19 protein-coding genes, 4 pseudogenes and 1 riboswitch are annotated in these 17,855 nt (G+C 37.3%); of the genes and pseudogenes, 15 read left to right on the top strand and 8 right to left on the bottom strand.

Annotated elements, in window-relative coordinates; translation table 11 throughout:
- The first annotated feature begins 6 nt into the window (after nucleotides 1-6).
- The 7 genes from G4D76_RS03905 to G4D76_RS03875 all read left to right on the top strand — a co-directional run bounded on the left by G4D76_RS03905 (nucleotide 7) and on the right by G4D76_RS03875 (nucleotide 5,488).
- Entirely contained in the window at nucleotides 7-1,050 is a 1,044-nt protein-coding gene (locus G4D76_RS03905) for a hypothetical protein (RefSeq protein WP_250130175.1), read from the top strand.
- The gene (locus G4D76_RS03900; protein ID WP_213810596.1) at nucleotides 1,043-1,366 is read left to right on the top strand and encodes a hypothetical protein; all 324 of its coding nucleotides are present in this window, start codon (nucleotides 1,043-1,045) and stop codon (nucleotides 1,364-1,366) included. Before G4D76_RS03905 ends, G4D76_RS03900 begins: the two co-directional genes overlap by 8 nt.
- Before the next feature lie 39 nt (nucleotides 1,367-1,405).
- A complete protein-coding gene (locus G4D76_RS03895) occupies nucleotides 1,406-1,795 on the top strand; it encodes a hypothetical protein (protein WP_213810595.1) in 390 nt (129 codons plus the stop codon).
- Nucleotides 1,796-1,799: 4 nt separating this feature from the next.
- The gene (locus tag G4D76_RS03890) at nucleotides 1,800-2,057 is read left to right on the top strand and encodes a hypothetical protein (protein ID WP_213810594.1); all 258 of its coding nucleotides are present in this window, start codon (nucleotides 1,800-1,802) and stop codon (nucleotides 2,055-2,057) included.
- Nucleotides 2,058-2,059: 2 nt separating this feature from the next.
- Nucleotides 2,060-2,338 carry a holin gene (locus G4D76_RS03885; protein WP_213810593.1) on the top strand — a complete coding sequence of 93 codons (279 nt, stop codon included), beginning with the start codon at nucleotides 2,060-2,062 and terminating at the stop codon, nucleotides 2,336-2,338.
- Between the two features lie 65 nt (nucleotides 2,339-2,403).
- Nucleotides 2,404-3,882, top strand: coding sequence for an N-acetylmuramoyl-L-alanine amidase (locus tag G4D76_RS03880; protein WP_213810592.1), 1,479 nt, complete (start codon nucleotides 2,404-2,406; stop codon nucleotides 3,880-3,882).
- A 181-nt stretch (nucleotides 3,883-4,063) separates the two neighbouring features.
- Nucleotides 4,064-5,488, top strand: coding sequence for a P-loop ATPase, Sll1717 family (locus G4D76_RS03875; protein ID WP_213810591.1), 1,425 nt, complete (start codon nucleotides 4,064-4,066; stop codon nucleotides 5,486-5,488).
- A 213-nt stretch (nucleotides 5,489-5,701) separates the two neighbouring features.
- On the opposite strand, the gene G4D76_RS03870 is transcribed toward G4D76_RS03875, so the two are convergent.
- A complete protein-coding gene (locus tag G4D76_RS03870; protein WP_213810590.1) occupies nucleotides 5,702-6,085 on the bottom strand; it encodes a hypothetical protein in 384 nt (127 codons plus the stop codon).
- Nucleotides 6,086-6,173: 88 nt separating this feature from the next.
- Here G4D76_RS03870 and G4D76_RS16600 point away from each other — a divergent pair.
- The 3 genes and pseudogenes from G4D76_RS16600 to G4D76_RS03860 form a co-directional block, all read left to right on the top strand.
- Nucleotides 6,174-6,270, top strand: a pseudogene (locus tag G4D76_RS16600) (YolD-like family protein); the annotation flags it as partial.
- The gene (locus tag G4D76_RS03865) at nucleotides 6,249-6,545 is read left to right on the top strand and encodes a YolD-like family protein (protein ID WP_371814653.1); all 297 of its coding nucleotides are present in this window, start codon (nucleotides 6,249-6,251) and stop codon (nucleotides 6,543-6,545) included. The pseudogene G4D76_RS16600 and the gene G4D76_RS03865, both read left to right, overlap by 22 nt.
- A 149-nt stretch (nucleotides 6,546-6,694) precedes the next feature.
- The gene (locus G4D76_RS03860) at nucleotides 6,695-6,946 is read left to right on the top strand and encodes a hypothetical protein (RefSeq protein ID WP_213810588.1); all 252 of its coding nucleotides are present in this window, start codon (nucleotides 6,695-6,697) and stop codon (nucleotides 6,944-6,946) included.
- A gap of 424 nt (nucleotides 6,947-7,370) precedes the next feature.
- Here G4D76_RS03860 and G4D76_RS03855 read toward each other — a convergent pair whose 3' ends face one another.
- Genes G4D76_RS03855 through G4D76_RS03845 form a run of 3 tightly spaced genes read right to left on the bottom strand, consistent with a single transcriptional unit; the run spans nucleotide 7,371 to nucleotide 8,260 of the window.
- On the bottom strand, nucleotides 7,371-7,568 hold the full coding sequence (locus tag G4D76_RS03855; protein ID WP_213810587.1) for a hypothetical protein: 198 nt from the start codon (nucleotides 7,566-7,568) through the stop codon (nucleotides 7,371-7,373).
- Between the two features lie 45 nt (nucleotides 7,569-7,613).
- Nucleotides 7,614-7,817 carry a hypothetical protein gene (locus tag G4D76_RS03850; protein ID WP_213810586.1) on the bottom strand — a complete coding sequence of 68 codons (204 nt, stop codon included), beginning with the start codon at nucleotides 7,815-7,817 and terminating at the stop codon, nucleotides 7,614-7,616.
- A gap of 17 nt (nucleotides 7,818-7,834) precedes the next feature.
- Nucleotides 7,835-8,260 carry a hypothetical protein gene (locus G4D76_RS03845; RefSeq protein ID WP_213810585.1) on the bottom strand — a complete coding sequence of 142 codons (426 nt, stop codon included), beginning with the start codon at nucleotides 8,258-8,260 and terminating at the stop codon, nucleotides 7,835-7,837.
- A gap of 532 nt (nucleotides 8,261-8,792) precedes the next feature.
- Here G4D76_RS03845 and G4D76_RS03840 point away from each other — a divergent pair.
- The 3 genes and pseudogenes from G4D76_RS03840 to G4D76_RS03830 all read left to right on the top strand — a co-directional run bounded on the left by G4D76_RS03840 (nucleotide 8,793) and on the right by G4D76_RS03830 (nucleotide 12,586).
- Nucleotides 8,793-9,882: pseudogene (locus G4D76_RS03840) on the top strand (carbohydrate kinase).
- Nucleotides 9,879-10,792, top strand: a pseudogene (locus tag G4D76_RS03835) (pseudouridine-5'-phosphate glycosidase). Before G4D76_RS03840 ends, G4D76_RS03835 begins: the two co-directional pseudogenes overlap by 4 nt.
- A gap of 1,362 nt (nucleotides 10,793-12,154) precedes the next feature.
- The gene (locus G4D76_RS03830) at nucleotides 12,155-12,586 is read left to right on the top strand and encodes an alpha/beta hydrolase family protein (RefSeq protein WP_371814574.1); all 432 of its coding nucleotides are present in this window, start codon (nucleotides 12,155-12,157) and stop codon (nucleotides 12,584-12,586) included.
- A 38-nt stretch (nucleotides 12,587-12,624) separates the two neighbouring features.
- Here G4D76_RS03830 and G4D76_RS03825 read toward each other — a convergent pair whose 3' ends face one another.
- Nucleotides 12,625-13,053, bottom strand: coding sequence for a MarR family winged helix-turn-helix transcriptional regulator (locus G4D76_RS03825; RefSeq protein ID WP_026859498.1), 429 nt, complete (start codon nucleotides 13,051-13,053; stop codon nucleotides 12,625-12,627).
- Nucleotides 13,054-13,147: 94 nt separating this feature from the next.
- Here G4D76_RS03825 and G4D76_RS03820 point away from each other — a divergent pair, with 94 nt between their 5' ends.
- Nucleotides 13,148-14,551: a DHA2 family efflux MFS transporter permease subunit gene (locus tag G4D76_RS03820; RefSeq protein WP_026859499.1), complete on the top strand. Its 1,404-nt coding sequence runs from the start codon at nucleotides 13,148-13,150 to the stop codon at nucleotides 14,549-14,551.
- A 39-nt stretch (nucleotides 14,552-14,590) separates the two neighbouring features.
- Here G4D76_RS03820 and G4D76_RS03815 read toward each other — a convergent pair whose 3' ends face one another.
- From G4D76_RS03815 to G4D76_RS03805, 3 genes and pseudogenes are all read right to left on the bottom strand, one after another.
- On the bottom strand, nucleotides 14,591-15,091 hold the full coding sequence (locus tag G4D76_RS03815) for a hypothetical protein (RefSeq protein WP_213810583.1): 501 nt from the start codon (nucleotides 15,089-15,091) through the stop codon (nucleotides 14,591-14,593).
- Nucleotides 15,055-15,393, bottom strand: coding sequence for a hypothetical protein (locus G4D76_RS03810; protein ID WP_213810582.1), 339 nt, complete (start codon nucleotides 15,391-15,393; stop codon nucleotides 15,055-15,057). The genes G4D76_RS03815 and G4D76_RS03810 overlap by 37 nt, the downstream gene beginning before the upstream one ends.
- Before the next feature lie 150 nt (nucleotides 15,394-15,543).
- Nucleotides 15,544-16,847, bottom strand: a pseudogene (locus G4D76_RS03805) (Na+/H+ antiporter NhaC family protein).
- A 62-nt stretch (nucleotides 16,848-16,909) separates the two neighbouring features.
- Nucleotides 16,910-17,011, bottom strand: a riboswitch (SAM riboswitch).
- Nucleotides 17,012-17,263: 252 nt separating this feature from the next.
- Between G4D76_RS03805 and G4D76_RS03800 the strand changes: the two are divergent.
- Nucleotides 17,264-17,794, top strand: coding sequence for a YceI family protein (locus tag G4D76_RS03800; RefSeq protein WP_213810580.1), 531 nt, complete (start codon nucleotides 17,264-17,266; stop codon nucleotides 17,792-17,794).
- Nucleotides 17,795-17,855 lie beyond the last annotated feature (61 nt).

Below are 17,855 nucleotides of genomic sequence, written 5' to 3'. Positions count from 1 at the left end.
CCGGTAGTGCTTCCGTCAAAAAACATTAATATGTATATTCGAGCCGTTGAGGTCAACGAACTTTTTGACGAAGAAGGCGAACTCATCAATGCAACGTATTCTTTCGGAAATGAGAATATAGCGAATTTGTATCGAAAGGCGCAGTATGATGCGTTGCAAGACGTGGCTGATATGATGCGCGGGAAGAAGCCGTTGCCCCCATCTGTATTTCCGAAAAAGATGAGACAGGCTTATGAGATTATCATTGGCGATAATGATTCTGTGATGGAGTACCGAAAAGACCGCTTAACCGGCCATCATGATAAAGATAAAGGAAATGCCGTGGAGATGAACGTATCTGGGCTAGTCTTTATCCGTGGCGGAGAACCTAGAAGCGCTATCACTTATGAAGGAGTCGTAACTGAAGCATTAACTGCAGGTACCATTGATACGAACCGTATTAAAATTGTTGGTGCAGAAGGCTATTTTTATATTGACGGGGACGAACTATTCGCGGCGAGTTACGGCAATATAAACAAATGGTTTAAATTATCTCCGAAAGATGGCTTAACTCTCAATCGCTTGCCTGTCCAATGGAATTCGTTTGATGGAAGGGAGTTTATCGTTGATGGCATCATGCGTGGCTCTCAAGTTGCTCGACTTCAACAGTTTAACTTAGATTCTTTCGTTCCGGATAACGGCAGGGATATGATATTGACGCTCGAAGATTATCATCGTGTATATGTATTATGGGATGAATATAAAGGCCGTTTTATCGATTTAAGTGGCACAGTACGATTAACAGATGACAGCACACATATCTGGCGATGGGTGAACGTCAAAATTGTCGAGTTAGGTAGTCAAAATACAGTCGCGAGTGTAAGACTTGAAGCGTATAAAACGTTTGACAATACCATTACAGATTGGGATTTGCGTATTGATTTGCAGACGTATTTCGGAGTGGTGCCAGACTATCGGAAGATAAGATTCTATATCGAAGTAAACATCCAAAACGCTTATGGAACTAATATAGCTCATTTTAGAGTGAATGAAGGTGAATTTAATGGTTAAGGTTTATAATTCCATCAAAGATGAGCACGGAAATCTGATTGCGGGAGTAACTAAGTTGTTTATCATCAGCACTCAATCTGATCATACGATAGGCAAGTTTATCAGTGGAATAGCTTGCGTACCAGAAGGTAATGGTACTATGTTCATCGTCGATGAGTGGATTATCAATCAAGTAGATAAAGTTCAATTTAAAGACGGCGCACTATCAGTTAAAGATGGCGAAGAACTCATACCGCCTGTTAAAACTGAAAAAGAATTACAACGAGAAGCACTCTTAAAACAGATTGCTGAGTTAGATTCACAGCCCTCGGAATAACCGCGGGTTTTTATTATGCAGAAAAGGGGTGGGTTCAATGTGAGTGAAAAAAATAAGCAAGTCGTTAATAAAGTAATCCGCAATGAAAAAGTAAAAGTGCTGTTGTACCCAGTCGCATTTTTTGCGCTGATTTACGGCGTGTGGATATCCGTACAACCGTCAATTTTGAGAAATTACGATGTATACAACTTAATTAGTAGCATCGTCGAGCCGTACCAAATCGGCGGGTTATTTATAGCCATCGCTACTGTCATTTTCATGAGTTACTGGCTTAACCAACGTAAGTTATTGTTTATTGCTGCAATGAGCTTACTGGTGATTTGGAGCGTATTTACAGTATCATTCGTCATTTCTCCGCCGCCCAACACTGTATGGCTGTTATCAGCGACATGGACTTACTTTAGCTTTGAATTAGTCAGGCGGGTGTAGTTCTATGAGCGGAGAGTACGTTGTAATGATTTTAGTAGCGGGTATTACCGCGGTCGGTGGATGGATTGGTAACCATATCAGTAACAAGCCAAAACGAGATGACAGCCAGATGAACAGAATCAACTTGATTATCACGCAATATGAATCATGGAATGATGATTTAAAAGAGCGGAACATTAAATTAAAAAAAGAAAATCATGTACTTCGTGAAAAAATAACTTGCCTTGAAAAGCGTATTAAAGAACTTGAAGGAGGTGAGTAGCATTGGAAGCTATTTTAATTTTTGCGGGTATCATTACTGCAGTTACCGCAGGTGTGGTTCAAGTCATTAAAAAAACAACAGCCATTCCCGCGAAGTTGATGCCTTTAATCAGCTTGGTTATTGGTACAGCGGTCGGGGCGGCAACATTATTTGTACCGGAACTGAACACGAACTTATCGACAGGCGGTCAAATTCTTGGAGGACTGATCAGCGGCTTGGCTGCATCGGGATTATATGATGTCGCAAGTAAAACAACAGACGGAATAAAAGAGAGCGTGTAAGGCAACTATTCGGAAATCCCGAACGGTTGCTATTTTTATGCAGAAAATAATAAGGAGTGAAATGAATGTATACTGCTATTGATTATTTAACTAAAGCAAAAGATTGGGAGATTTCAAGTGATCCGAGAACTTACAGCGACTATCCCAATAATTATGGTTTAAGAAACTATACTCAAAATGGCATTAATCACGATGCAGATTCCGGCGGCTATCACAGAGCTTTTGACTTATACAACAATAAGACGAGTAACGTGCCGTCTGTAACTGATGGTACAGTTGTAAGAGCGGTTAAACGCGGTAGTTTCGGCGGGGAAGTCGTCATCAAAGATAAACGCGGCTATTACTTTGTGTACGGTCATTTACAACGCAATAGTATTAAACTTAAAAAAGGCGACAAAGTTAAACAGGGTGATACAGTCGGTTTGCAGGGTAATTCAAATTACTATGATAACCCGATGGATAAACATCTCCACATTCAGCTATTGGCTCCGAATGCGAATATTACTCAGGGGAAATGGTATATCGAAGGCTTAGAGCTTGACCGTTACGATATTAAAACAGGTGAGTACAATCCTGTTAACGAAAAGGTGCATTTACTGGTTGCAGGGCACGGCGGCATTGACCCCGGAGCGATTGGTAACGGTACAAACGAACGCGACTTCACACGCGACCACATTGTTGGCAGAGTAGCGAAGTATATTAACGCTGTACCCGGTCATAGAGCAGTTATTTACAACAAGAAGTACAATATGTATGTGGACACTCAAAGACCGGGCGGCGGCATGTATTGGGCGTTAAAACAGAAGTTTGCGACCGTCACAGAATTCCATCTTGATGCTGCCAGCGCTGCTGCTCGAGGTGGACACGTGATTGTATATAGTGGCTTTGCTCCGGATAAGATTGACTTAGGTATCAGAGATGCCTTACAAGAGCATGTGGGCATACGTTACGAGCATAAAGGACACGGCGGTATCAGCGGTAGAAACAATTTACTGCAAGTCAATGTAGCGGCTGAAATCGGAGTCAACTACAGATTAGTAGAACTAGGATTCATTACTAACACTGCAGACTTCAAAGCGATTAATGATAATATCGAAGCGTTAACAAAAGATATGGCTGAAGCGATTACGGGCGGTACGGTATCGGCCGAAGTATCAGACAGCAACAAACCGGCCGTTCAGCCCGCTCCGGATAAAGCTGCAGATAAAATTGATCCGGCAGCAGTAACGCCACGATTAATCGGAGATTGGAAAACAAATCAGTATGGTACGCAGTACATTAAAGCGGAAGGAACGTTTACGGTCGGCAATACCGAAATCATGAGTACAAAAGATAGTCCATTTGATTCATCGCCTTTAGGCGGATACGCATATCCAGGTTATAAAATTAAGTACGATGAAATTGTCAGGGTCACAGAAGGGCCTAGAAAAGGTCACGTAGAAATCGGCTACAATCAAAACAGTGGCAGATGGTACTTACCTTATAACACGTGGGACCCTTACACTGGAGAAGTCGGCAACGAGGACTGGGGCACATTTAGCTAAGTAATGTGCAGTAATTAGTACACAATATATATGTTTAACAGCGGCTTTAACACCCGCAAAATTTTACCCCTCTTTCGGAGTCATTGCCGAAAGAGGGGTATTTTTTTATTTAATCTTTTAAAGTGTATTATTGATATAATAGAAATTAAATAAAATATTATATTAAAAAGGATGAGCAACTATGTTACTAAAAGAATTTGAATTTGGTTATGCAGATGCATCTAAAGAATACATATATGCTAAGGATTTATTTGATTTAAGTTTTCACGATCCAAATGACTATATCGATAAACTTATTAATGGAAATAAGTATATGGTCGTGGGGCGAAAAGGGGTAGGAAAGACTGCTATTTTATCAAAAATAAAATTTATTACAGATAAACAAGAAGACAACTACTCAGAAGTATTAAGTCTCTCTAACTTAGAGTATAATACTTTCAAAAAAACGAAAATCGATAAAGATGTTCAAGGATCTAATAAATATAAGCGGTCATGGGAATTCCTTTTATTACTTTCAATAGTTAAACAATTTTATAAATCCAATTCAGTAGAAAATGAATTGTTTTTAGAATTAGTTGGTTTCTTAGAGTCAATAGGGATAAATATTAATGATGCTAAAATTAAATCAGATGTCACTTTTCTTAGCAAATTAAAATTAGGTACTAACATCCATATTTTTAAAGCAGAACTGGAAAAAGATTTTAGTGAAGATGTCAGTGATTACTCATTTAATATTGGTTTTCTTATAGAAAAGATTAAGGAAGTTCTTGAGACCATTCATTTACCTGATTATAAGCTTTTTTTACTAATAGACGGATTAGATGATGTGTTGAGATATAAAGTTGATCAGCACGAAATAATAAAAGGTTTAATAAGAGCTATAGATGAATTAAATATTTTTTTATACGAATTAGATGTTTATATAAAAATTATCCTTTCTGTAAGGGAAGACATTTTAAATGAACTTAATGATCCCGATATGAATAAAATAAAAAGAGATGGGTCAATTAATGTAGACTGGAGAAACAAGCAAGGAGACTTAATGGATTTAGTGCGGAAAAGATTAATTTATTCGGGATTGCCAGAAGCAGAGTCACACAAGTATTTTGAAAATCTTTTTAGTCTGCGTATGGGTAAAAAATATACTTGGGATTATATATTCGATAGAACCTTATTTAAACCGAGAGATATATTACAATTTTTTATTACGTGTCAAGATATATATCCTGAAAATGATAGAATAACCAAAGGAGAACTAAAGGATTGTATTAAAAGATATTCAAATGATTATCTAATAGAAGAGATGAAAGATGAGCTTTCGGGATTTATAGAGGATGAATATATTCAAATTTTACCAGAAATCTTTAAGCAAATTGGCAACAAAGATTTTAAAATCAATGACTTCTCAGAATTTATTAGCGAACAAATTGATATAAGTCAATCTAAAGTAAACAATCTAATTACTTTACTTTACAGTGCAGGTTACATTGGTCAACTGATTAGAAGCAAAGACCGTACAAGTGTACAATTTAAATATAGAAATCCTGGAAGTAGATTAGATTTCGGTAATAACTTAATTTACATTATGGAATTAAAGCCGGCTTAGGAATTGCTTTATAATGTTTAATGTGATAAAAAAGAGGTACAAGTATTTTAGAGGCGTGAATTTTCATGGCCTGTAACACGACCGAAACCGAGTGTTACATTATAAAATTTAAAAAACAATATTCAAAAACCACCTCACTGTAGGTGGTTTTTTATTTGTATCTTTTTCTATCGAGTTCTGTATTCTTAAAAATTAGATTTTGTTTATAAGTTACTAAATCAATTTTGTGTGACGTGTTGAATAACTTTTTTTGAATTTTAGATTTATTGTTTCTATTAGTTGTTGGTCGAACTCCGGTAAACTGATATCAAGCTTACCTTCTTCTATAAACCTATAAGGCATATTTACTTCGTAAGTAGAAATACCGTTATTCAGTCCGTTGTTATCAAACCTCATGGGGTCTCTTTCATCATAAATAGGATTGTATATATTAACTTCAATATATGTGCCATACTTTGCCTTTCCACATATCAACAACAAATACATGTGCAATTTATTCGTTTGCTCGTAAAATATTACCGAGACTATAAAACCAATAATTAAACCAATAATTACATAGATAATATCTTTTATTGTTATCCAATCTGCTAAGTTCATAAAATCACCTCATATGTTATTTATAAAGAGTATACCACTTTACAAATAGAACGTATGTTCTATACAATGTCATTATGAGGTGGTATAAATGAACGTATCTAAACTAGCTGACATCAACATCCCACAAGGTCGCGGCATGATTAAATGGGCGCCGTTTGCCACGATGCCTGAGCAGTTTGAGAATGTGAGCAGAATGAAAGTAGAGCAAGCACATGTACCTGCACCGAATTTAACTGATGAACTGCAGCAAGAACTGGAATTAAAGCTACGTGAACTGGTAGGGCAGAACGTCATACTAAGGTACTGGCAGGCGGGCCATGAATATATAATAGAATGTACCATTGTTAATGTGGATGAGTGGAGCGAACATGTAACTGCAGTTAAAGAGGGTAGTGTAATTACAGTATTGTTCAAGGATGTCTATAGTGTAGATGAGTATAAAGGCTTAGATGTGGTATAAATAAAGTAAAGACCGTCTTACTTAGACGAGTCATTACATATTATCCTATTGGTCACACCAAAAGGAAATTGGAATAAATGCAAAGGAGGAGAAGAAATGAAGGAGTTAGATATTCTAGTTTATAAATATAATAATAAGTTACATTATGAATGGCAGACTATATTGATAAAGAGAATGAAAATTATGTTTTAGTAAAAGGGGAAATTGGAAGGAAACTGAAACATTATACTAAAGGGAAAGTGTTTAATTGTCCGTTGAAATCTTTAGAGTTCTTTTCTCTTATAGAAGGTTTTACAGTAAACATTGATATTTCTAATTCAGGAGATATTGAATATTATTGTAATATTTGTTTGCCTTCAAAATTTAATTTAGAAGAAAAAATTTATCATTTATTGATTTAGATTTGGATTTAATAATAGATAATAAGGTCATGTAAAAGTTATTGATGAAGATGAGTTTATTAAATTCATTGAGTATGTCTTATCCAAAAGATATTATTGATCTAACTTATAAAAACTTAAAAAATTTAAAGAGAAAAATAAGAAATTGAATTTCCTTTTGATGGTTTCTTTGAAAAATACATAGCAGAATTAAATAAAATATATGACCTTTTTAAAGGTCTTTTTTTAGTAAGAATAGGGAGGATATGAGGGTGATTTTTATATCCGTAGGTTTAACTTCTCACTCTTCTTTTTTATTAATCGCCACATTATCACCCCCCGTAAGAGTAATGATTTAAATATTATTGCATTTATATAGTTAGAATAACCGCCCAACTACTAATGTAGAAAGGCGGTTTAATAATCTCTCTTGCCCGAGATTTTATTATTGTGATATTTCTATTATAATATCTTTTACATATTTTTTCGCTTTTTCAGTTTCCCACAAAACTTTTCTACCTTTTCTGTACTCGCAAGATTTCATTCGCGGATCATTCAGAAAATACTTTTCAAAATAACCTGTACTGACACATATTTTTTCGCACAATGTAATCTTATCAATAAACCAATCACCTTTTGACAAGATAAACAGCTCCTTTCTGTGGGAAGTCAGGGCGGTCTTTTTTATTTAAAACTCCATTTTATCAGTATATTTTTTAATCGCTATTGTGACTCTGCCATTAACTATATCTTGGATTCTTCTAATTTGATCATCACTAAAACCATTTTGTTTCAAACTATGAACTCTAATATCCCCATCACCATGCTTACCTTCTAAACATTCAGTGGCAGCTACGTAAAAGGCGGCTTGTAACTTTTCTCGGCTATTCATATTGTTCAAGCCCCTTTTTATCTATAGTAATTATCTACGAAATCTATTACATACTCTTTCTTCTGCTGTTCGTTAATCTTGCCGTCTTTATGAGCCTTTTCAACTTCATTTATTAACTCAATTAAATCCTGTTCTGGAGTCTCATTTTTAGGCTGTTTACGAGACTGCTTGACTGCCTGGTAACCTAAATATATTGCGGGAGTCCAAACAGCTGCGGTAGTGTGCAGACCGGCTTTAGTCATGGACTTACCAGCGCTTTGCATTTTGTTACCGATAGACTCAGAAGCATTGGCTGCTTTAGTCCATTTACTATTATCAATAAATGCTTGATGTAATTTGTCAGCTGCTGACTCATCGCCGTTTTTCAAATCATTATATAAGCTGATCATGTAATTCTCATTATCAATTTTATCTTGCAACTGCTGTTTTTTGCTTTCATTCATAAATCTTCCGCTTTGCTGTTTGGTTAATTTCTCTATATTTTTCTTAGTTTTTCGATACTCTTATCAATTTTTTTCTCATTCATAATACAACAGCTCCTTTGAATCAAATATAGCAGTAGTATAATGTATTATCAATGCAGTTAGATTGTCGAATAACTTCCTATTAATATCGTCATCGTCAAAAATAGGGCTCAAGTCTCCATGTGGTCACAAAAGACTCAAACCCTATATGTGACGGGGTGTAGACATCCCGACCGGTGGTATACAGTAAACACTGTGCTTCTTGCACAGTGTTTTTTTTATATAGATTTATTTTGATGTTCATTAACATCTTTCTTTGTAAAGTTCATAATATAAAGTGTATATTATACTTAATTCCTTTAAAAAATGTACCTTTAGTGAAAATATTCTCATAATTTTAATTAAAAGCGTTACTTTTTAACATAACTATGGTTGATTTGTGTTAAAATAAGTTTTTATTGCTTAAATACCTTATATTTAAAGCAGTAAAAAGTGAGCTAGGAGGATAACAATGCATCCTAAAGAAAATGACATTTTAAAACATATAAAGGATAACCCTTTCATATCACAAACTGAACTGGCTAAAAAGGTAGGACTGACAAGTTCTGCAGTTGCAGCAATCGTATCTGAGCTTGTTAAAAAAGAGTTCATTCAGGGGCAGGCCTATGTGCTGAATGCCGAGTATCCGATTGTCTGTGTTGGTGCTGCTAACGTTGACCGTAAGTTCTTCGTTCACGATGAGCTGTTACACGGCACATCCAATCCAATTCAGTCTGCACATTCGGTCGGCGGTGTTGCACGTAATATTGGTGAAAACCTCGGCAGACTTGGTGAGAGTGTCGCCTTAATTACGACACGCGGTGATGATGGTGAATGGAAGACGATTCACGATTCGAGTTCACCGTTTATCAACCTTGATTTTGCAGAACATATAGAAGGACAGAGTACAGGTTGTTACACCGCTTTAATCAGTCATGAAGGTGAGATGGAGTATGGTTTCGCTGATATGAACATCTACGATCATCTGACACCTGAAGTGCTGATTAAACAGACATACATATTAAAGCGTGCAAAATGCATCGTTGCGGATTTAAATACGCCTAAAGTATCCCTCGACTTCTTATGTGCATACGCAGAGAAACATAATCTTAATCTTGTGCTTATACCTGTATCGGGACCGAAGATGAACCGTATGCCGGATAATCTAAGACCGGTGGACTGGATAATCGTCAATAGAGATGAAACAGAATTTTAATATTAAGATTAACAGTGATGAAGAGCTGCTTGAAGCAGCAAGTATGTGGAATGATGCAGGTGTCAGTCATGTTATTGTGACGAATGGTGTTAAATCGATAGCTTACAGCGGCAAGAACGGCGCCGGTAAAGTATACAGCATAATCCCCTCGGATAAAGTTGTTGATGTCACAGGTGCGGGAGATTCGTTTTCCAGCGCAATTGTCTACGGCTGGCTGAAAGGTTATTCAATAGATGACATCGTTAAGATGGCAATGATGAACAGCAGCAAGACAATAGAGACAGAATATACCGTACGTCAGGATTTAACAGAAAAACTTATTAAAGACATGGAGGAAGTTAAATGAATCATTTAATCGAATTACACCCGGATGTTAAAGAAGCGTTAGCAAGCAATAAACCGGTAATTGCTTTAGAATCAACTATTATTTCTCATGGTATGCCTTACCCGCAAAACGTGGAAATGGCTAAAAAAGTAGAAGATATCGTGCGCGAAGGCGGAGCGGTTCCTACAACAATTGCAATTATGGACGGCAAGATTAAAGTCGGACTTGATGAGGCTTCACTTGAGAAACTCGGTAATTCAAAAGGCGTTGCGAAAGTATCACGCCGTGACCTTGCAGAAATCATTGCAACAAAACGTATCGGTGCAACAACTGTAGCATCGACAATGATATGTGCTGAAATGGCAGGCATTAAATTCTTCGTTACAGGCGGAATCGGCGGCGTACACCGCGGAGTGGAAGATACTATGGATATCTCAGCTGACCTTGATGAATTAGGGAAAACTGATGTAGCTGTAATCTGTGCAGGTGCTAAATCTATTTTGACCTCGATAAAACGATGGAATATCTTGAAACTAAAGGTGTACCTGTAATCGGTTATCAGACTGAAGTGCTGCCGGCATTCTTCACACGTACAAGTGATATTAAATTAAACACTGTGTCTGAAACAACAGCAGACATTGCTGCGATTATTAAAGCAAAACATGACCTTAAACTTGAAGGTGGCGTTGTTATCGCTAACCCTATTTTAGAAAGTGACGAGCTGCCTAAAGAATACATCGACAAGATTGTTCTGGAAGCTGTTAAAGAAGCTGAAGAAAACGGCATCGGCGGTAAAGATTCAACACCATTCCTATTAGGTAAAATTGTAGAAAAAACAGAAGGTAAATCTCTAGAAGCCAACATTAAATTAGTGTATAACAACGCTAAAGTCGGCACACAGATCGCTGTAGACTACTTTAATATGCAATAATTATAAAAATGAGCCCTAATCCTTACAATTCGCTGAGGATTAGGGTATTTTTATATATAAGGATTACATAATTTAAAGAGGGTGCCGAAGTGACGGAGTTTACTAAATATCTATCATTAAAACTGGATAAAACAAAAGAAAATTTGTATGTTATTTCTGATGAAACAGGAAAGCGCGAACTGCACAGCTATAATATTAAAGATAAAAGTTATGTAAAAATATCAGCTGAACAGGAAAACGTTAAAAACTACTGGTTTGAAGATGAAGGCTTATTAATTGCAACGGATTTAAACGGCAATGAACGTGAGCAGCTGACACATTTTAAAGGGCAAGAAGTGAATCAGCTGACGGCGGACGATGACTATTATCATCATTACGGTGTCCATATGGACGGTAGGTTTATGTATCTTAGACATCATAAAGAAGGCAAGACGTTTGAAATGATTGATTACGAGGACGGGCAGCAGACTGTTCTTAAATCATTTGAGACACCATCATCAATTATCGGCAAATTTGATGAAGATTATATACTGATGAGCCAGGATGTAAATAATTTAGATAAAAAAATATTTCTGTATAATATAAAAACAGCTGAATTAACAGATACCAAACTGCCGCCAGGGCGTTTCGGCAATTACCGTTCTTTAAATGATTCGGAGGCGCTGTTTACGAGTGATTACTTAGAAGGGCATTTAAATCTCTATAAACTAAATAAAGACACTTTTGAATTTAAAAAGCTGACTTATTTTAAATGGGATATTCAAAAAGTTATTGTGCTTGAAGATAAAAACACTGTGGTTTTTGAAGTAAATAAAAAAGGTTACTCGAAACTTTTTAAGTACAATGTTCAGGAGGATCTACTTGAAACACTGGATTTCTTCAGTGAAGGAGTAATGCATTCACTGGTTAATTCAGGCAATACGCTGTATGCACTGTATTCCGATATGGGTACGCCGCATGCAGTATATGAATTCAATTTAATAGATGGAAGTACAGAAAAACTATTCGGCAACGATAAAATTGAAACTGTTATTAACAAGATGTATTCGACATATCCGTCATTTGACGGGCTGGATGTGCCTTACTACTTATATCAGCAGCAAAGTGAGCATACACCGACGGCAATACACGTGCATGGTGGACCGGAATCAGAGGCTCGGCCGGAATTCAACGAACTGTATTATAAGCTCTACAAAGAGGGCTATCAGATTGCTGTACCGAATATTAGAGGCTCAACGGGTTATTCCAAATTTTATATCGGTCTCGATAATCAGGAGAAGCGTATCGATGCAGCGAAAGATGTGGTTGAGCTGCGGGAGCATTTAATAAATAATCATCAGTCTGATAAAGATAATATTTTTTATGGGAAGAAGCTACGGCGGCTTTATGACGCTCTTGTTAATTACCCAGTTTCCGAAACTGTGGAAAGGTGCGGTCGATATTGTAGGAATATCGCACTTTACAACACTGCTGTCGAATACACCTCTGTGGCGCAGGGAACAGCGTTCATACGAGTACGGGTTTATCGGTAAACACGATGAATTTATGCAGTGCATCGCACCGCTGAACAATACTCAGAGAATACGCTGCCCGCTAAGAATTTTCCATTCTTATAACGATGTGAGAGTGCCTTATTCTGAATCCGTGCAAATGTATGAAAGAATGAAGAAAGAAAATAAAGATGTCGAGCTGACCGCTTATGAGAACGAAGGACATCAGTATTTGTATACTGAAAATCAGGATGATATGAATACGAAAGTAATAGAATTCTTTAACGAACAGAAAAATAAATAAAAATGAGCCGTTTCACCTGTAGAGGTGAAGCGGCTGTTTTAATTCATTAAATTATTAAATTTCTGAAGCAGATGGGCAAAATCTTCAATTTCTGTATCTTCCCATTCATCAATCATTTTAGCAAAACGCTGCTTTCTGCCTTGTCTGATATGTGCAATCGTATCCCAGCCTTTATTATTAATCTCATAGAGATATGAGCGCCGGTCTGTTTCAGATTTCTTTTTCTTGAGCATTTCATCTTCCATTAAATCGGCAGCTTGTCTGCTGACTGTAGAAATATCAAGGTGAAGTTTTTCTGCGATACTTTTAACACCCATCGGACCATTTTTAGAAATAAGCAGCAGTATTAAATAACTGGCGCGTTTAAATTCCTGTTTTTTATCAGTTTCAGCAATCCGGCTTCTTAAAGCACGGACCATCATAGCAATTTCCAATTCTAAAACTTCCAATGAGTCATCGTTAACCATTCTAAGCACGTCCTTTCAAATTCTATTCTTGACTTCATATATAGTTGTATTATACAATCAATAATTGTGTAAGTCTATGAAAGAAGGAAAATGAATGAGTTTAGCAAATGAAAACAGCAGTAAATTAACAGATAAAAACAGAACGATATTAATGGCTGTGCTTTTATCGGGTGCATTTGCAGCAATATTAAATCAGACACTCTTAGCGACAGCGATACCTCACATAATGACTGATTTGAATCTGGAAGCTGATGTTGCTCAGTGGCTGCAGTCGGTCTTCATGCTCGTTAACGGAATTATGATACCAATTACAGCATTTTTAATTAATAAATTCTCAACGAGAACGTTATTCTTTACCGCGATGTCGCTGTTTGGCCTTGGAACGCTGATATGCGGTATTTCGCCGTCATTCTCTGTGCTAATGGCAGGCCGTATTTTACAGGCCGCAGGGGCAGGTATTATAATGCCGCTGATGCAGACGATTTTATTCTTGGTTTATCCGCGCGATCAGCGTGGTAAAGCGATGGGAATGTTCGGTCTTGTCATAAGTTTTGCACCGGCAATCGGACCGACACTGTCGGGATGGTTTATCGATATATATCCATGGCGAGGACTGTTTTACATGTTGCTGCCGATCGTAATTATCGATTTAATCGTTGCATACTTTATTTTGAGAAATGTTACAGAGAAGACGAATCCAAAGCTCGATATGACGTCTATTCTTTTATCGACACTTGGATTTGGGGGACTGCTTTACGGGTTCAGTGCAGCAGGTAACAGCGGCTGGCTGAGTCTTACGGTAATTCTGCCGATTATAGTTGGTGCAGTTTCGCTGTACATGTTTATTAAACGTCAGAACAGACTGGAAGAACCGATTTTAGAGTTCGGAGTATTCAAAGATAAAATCTTTACTCTGTCGACATCTTTAGGAATGATTGTCTTTATGTCGATGATCGGCGGAGCAGTAATTCTGCCGATATTCATGCAGACAATGCTCGGTTTCAGTGCAATGGAATCTGGTATGATGCTGCTTCCTGGTGCATTAATTATGGGGCTGATGAGTCCGATTACAGGCCGGCTGTTCGATAAATACGGTGCGAGATGGCTCGCTATTATCGGACTTGGCATGCTGACGGTGACGACACTAATGTTTGCGAACCTGAGTACAGAAACTACCTTTACGTATCTCGCAGTCGTCAACTCCTTCCGTATGCTTGGTGTGGCGATGGTGATGATGCCGGTAACAACAGAAGGACTCAACAGATTATCGAACTCGCTTGTACCGCATGGTACTGCGATGAGTAATACGATGAGACAAGTTGCCGGAGCAGTCGGGACCGCATTATTGGTCTCAATTATGACCAATACAATGCGACCGGGAGAAGGTACTGAAGGTATGATACATGGTGTTAATATGTCATTCCTGTTTGCAGGTATACTGGCATTTGTCGGGTTTGTACTTGCCTTTAAACTAAGCAGAACAAAAGATATGGATTAAAATTAAAAAGCTTACTGTCATTTGACAGTAAGCTTTTTTCTATGATTCGCTCGTATTTGAACCTTTAGCTCTTAAATACTGAGCGATAATAATAATGATTAAACCGATGAACATAAAGTACTGTACGATAAACTCCGATACTCCATTTAAGAAATCGAAAGGATAAATCAAGCGCCCTGCACTGTAAATCAGCAGTACAATAAAAATTAACTTGCTGGCCCACGATTCAGAACTGAAAATGAAGTACACTGAAGCGGCAGCGACAACAACAAATACGACAAAGAGCAGTGTATCGACTGCAGAAGCATCGTAAGACGTGATTTTTAAAGGACTGAGTATTTCAGAATTCATAAACAGTATTAAAAGGTTCGCACCGACAAACAGAATTAAAAATAAGAAACCGGAAATCAGCTGCTTATTTCCGCGCGCTGAGGACTGATGTTTTATACCGTGGTTCATTAAAGGAACCATGGCCAGTATTAACACGATAATTCCAGGCAGCACTAGTGAAATAACGATTTCTCCAAAGATGAAATACATGCTGAGAACAGTATGGCAAAATAGACACCGAGAATTGCTGCATCAGACCAGTATTTATTCCGTTCTTTCGGTAAATCTTTTGAAGCTACACGGGCAACATCTTTTGTTTTCGCGTTGTAATACGTTACGTAATCCTTGCCGGAACCTACCATTACATCAGCCATTATATACAATCTTTCATACTTAGCATCTTCGGTAACAAAGTGTTTATCAAACTCAGTATTCAGCGAGTTAAATGCCAGCTGATCATCTTCAGACAGCCCGCTGAATACTCTTTCATATTCATTTTTATAATTCGTCATAAAAACATCCTTGTATAATATATATATTCATAATTATATCAGATATTGAGCATTATATATTGTTATATGTGCGTTTTCATGGTATTACCTGTTTCATTTTTCACCTTTTAAAAAACGGATACAGCACCGCTGCATCCGACTAACATTTGTCTATTTCATTTCATCTTTAGAGTACTTCTTCGGGAAGCCAATCAGTATCGCAGCAATTCCGCTAAGAATTAACAGAATCGGATAGATTGAATAGGGCATGATTTCTACTGGAGATATTCCTGCTGCAAGTCCAGAAGCGGCAAGCATCTGTCCGCCGTATGGAATCAATCCTTGGAAGCCTGTAGCAAATGTGTCTAGTATACTTGCAGATTTTCTTGGATCAACATCGTATTCATCAGCGATATTTTTCGCAAGCGGACCAGTCATCATAATGGAAATCGTATTGTTAGCAGTGGATACGTCAGTCACGCTGACTAGACTGGCAATCCCAAGTTCAGCGCTTTTTTTCGTTTTAATTTTACTCATTATCGTATCGAGCAGGTAGGTGATACCGCCGTAATGGCTGACGAGACCAATCATTCCTCCGATTAATATCGTAATAATCACAATTTCCTGCATGCCTGCTATTCCTTCTCCGGCAGCTGATATTAGCGTGAGTATATCAAATGCACCTGTAAACAGTCCAAGTACTCCTGCAAGTACTGCACCGCTCATTAGTACAATCATTACGTCCACGCCGAGTAGCGCGATGATCAGCACTGCAAGATAGGGGAGGACTTCGATAAAGCTGAAGCTATAATTTCCTGTTTCACTAAGCGAAACATCGGCACTGAGAAAATATAATATGACTACAGTAAGCAGTGCTCCCGGCAGTACAATCCAGAAGTTCACTTTAAATTTATCAATCATTTTTACACCCTGTGTTCTTGTAGCAACGATAGTCGTATCGGAAATAAACGATAAGTTATCTCCAAACATCGCACCGCCTATTACAGTCGCGAGTGCGAGTGCCAGCCCAATCTCAGTCTGATCAGCGATACCGATCGCAATTGGTGCAATCGCTACGACTGTACCCATACTTGTTCCCATAGATAAAGAAACAAAACAGCAAATGATAAAAATACCGCTGAGTAAAAGACTGCCCGGGAGGAATGTTAATCCCATATTTACAGTTGAATCAACAGCGCCCATTGCCCCGGCGATTCCGGAGAACGCACCGGACAGCAGAAAGATTACTACAATCAGTATGATATTTTCCTGAGATGCACCTTTTAAATAAGCTGAAAGTTTATCTTTAAATGGTACTTTAAAATATAACAAGAAACCTGCCACTGAAGCGATAATAGCGGCGACAGTAATCGGCATCGCATTGAAGTCTCCTGCGAAGAGTCCTGTACCGATAAATAAAAAACAAATATAAATAAGGGCAGCAATGACACGATACTGCCTTTTTTATTAGACATAAATCCTCCTATTGAAAAATCCCCATTACTTATCAGTAAAGATAAGAGATGGGGACGTCCTCGGCTTATCTTCGAGCAGTGTCTGCTCCTGGAATTAGCACAGTACCTTACGATCTGTTGCTGAGGTATCGACGGGCCAGTCCCTACACCTCTCTGGATAAGAAGTTATTTAATTAATGAAATTAAGGATACATGCATAATAAATAAAGGTCAACTTTAATAATATAAGATAAAAAAGTTTAATTTTTCTGAAAATAGGCAATCGATTCATATATACTTAGAAATGAAAAAATGTATTAAATTTAATTTATTTTAAGTTTGTTACTTGCTTTTTGTAACTAAGTGTATTAATATAATTATAGTAATAGTTCGAAAGCGAAGCATTAACAAACAAAATTTTGGAGGATGAATTAATTATGGCTAAATTTGTATTAGACACAGCACACTCGGAATTAGAATTTACGGTAAAACACATGATGGTAACAAAAGTTAAAGGTACTTTCGGTGATTGGTCAATTAACTTAGATGTAGACAATATTGAAAATCTTTCATCAGCGAAAGTTACAGGAAGAGCAAGCACAGCAACAATCAATACTAAAGTAGCGGATCGCGATGCTCACTTAACATCTGCTGACTTCTTCGATTCAGAAAACTATTCTGACATTACTTTTGAATCAACTAAAATCGAAGGTTCAGGTTCAAAATATGATGTTACTGGTAACTTAACTATTAAAGATGTAACTAAAGAAGTTACTATTCCTTTAGAATTTAACGGTAAAGCGTTAAACCCATGGGGCGTTGATGTTTACGGTTTCGAATCTAAGTTCTCAATCAACCGTGAAGAATTTGGTTTAACTTGGAACCAGGCTCTGGAAACTGGCGGCGTTATGGTTTCTAAGGACGTTAAAGTTAACCTTGAGTTACAATTTAATCCTGCTGAAGCATAAGAATTAGAAATTAAGTAGCTGAAAAATGATATAGATATATGGGTCAATACTCCCTGGTATT

It is taken from the genome of Jeotgalicoccus sp. WY2 (assembly GCF_018437745.1).
Classification (GTDB): Bacteria; Bacillota; Bacilli; order Staphylococcales; family Salinicoccaceae; genus Jeotgalicoccus; species Jeotgalicoccus psychrophilus.
Note: the sequence above shows the minus strand (reverse complement) of the source record. Positions and strands in the feature narration are given on the sequence as shown.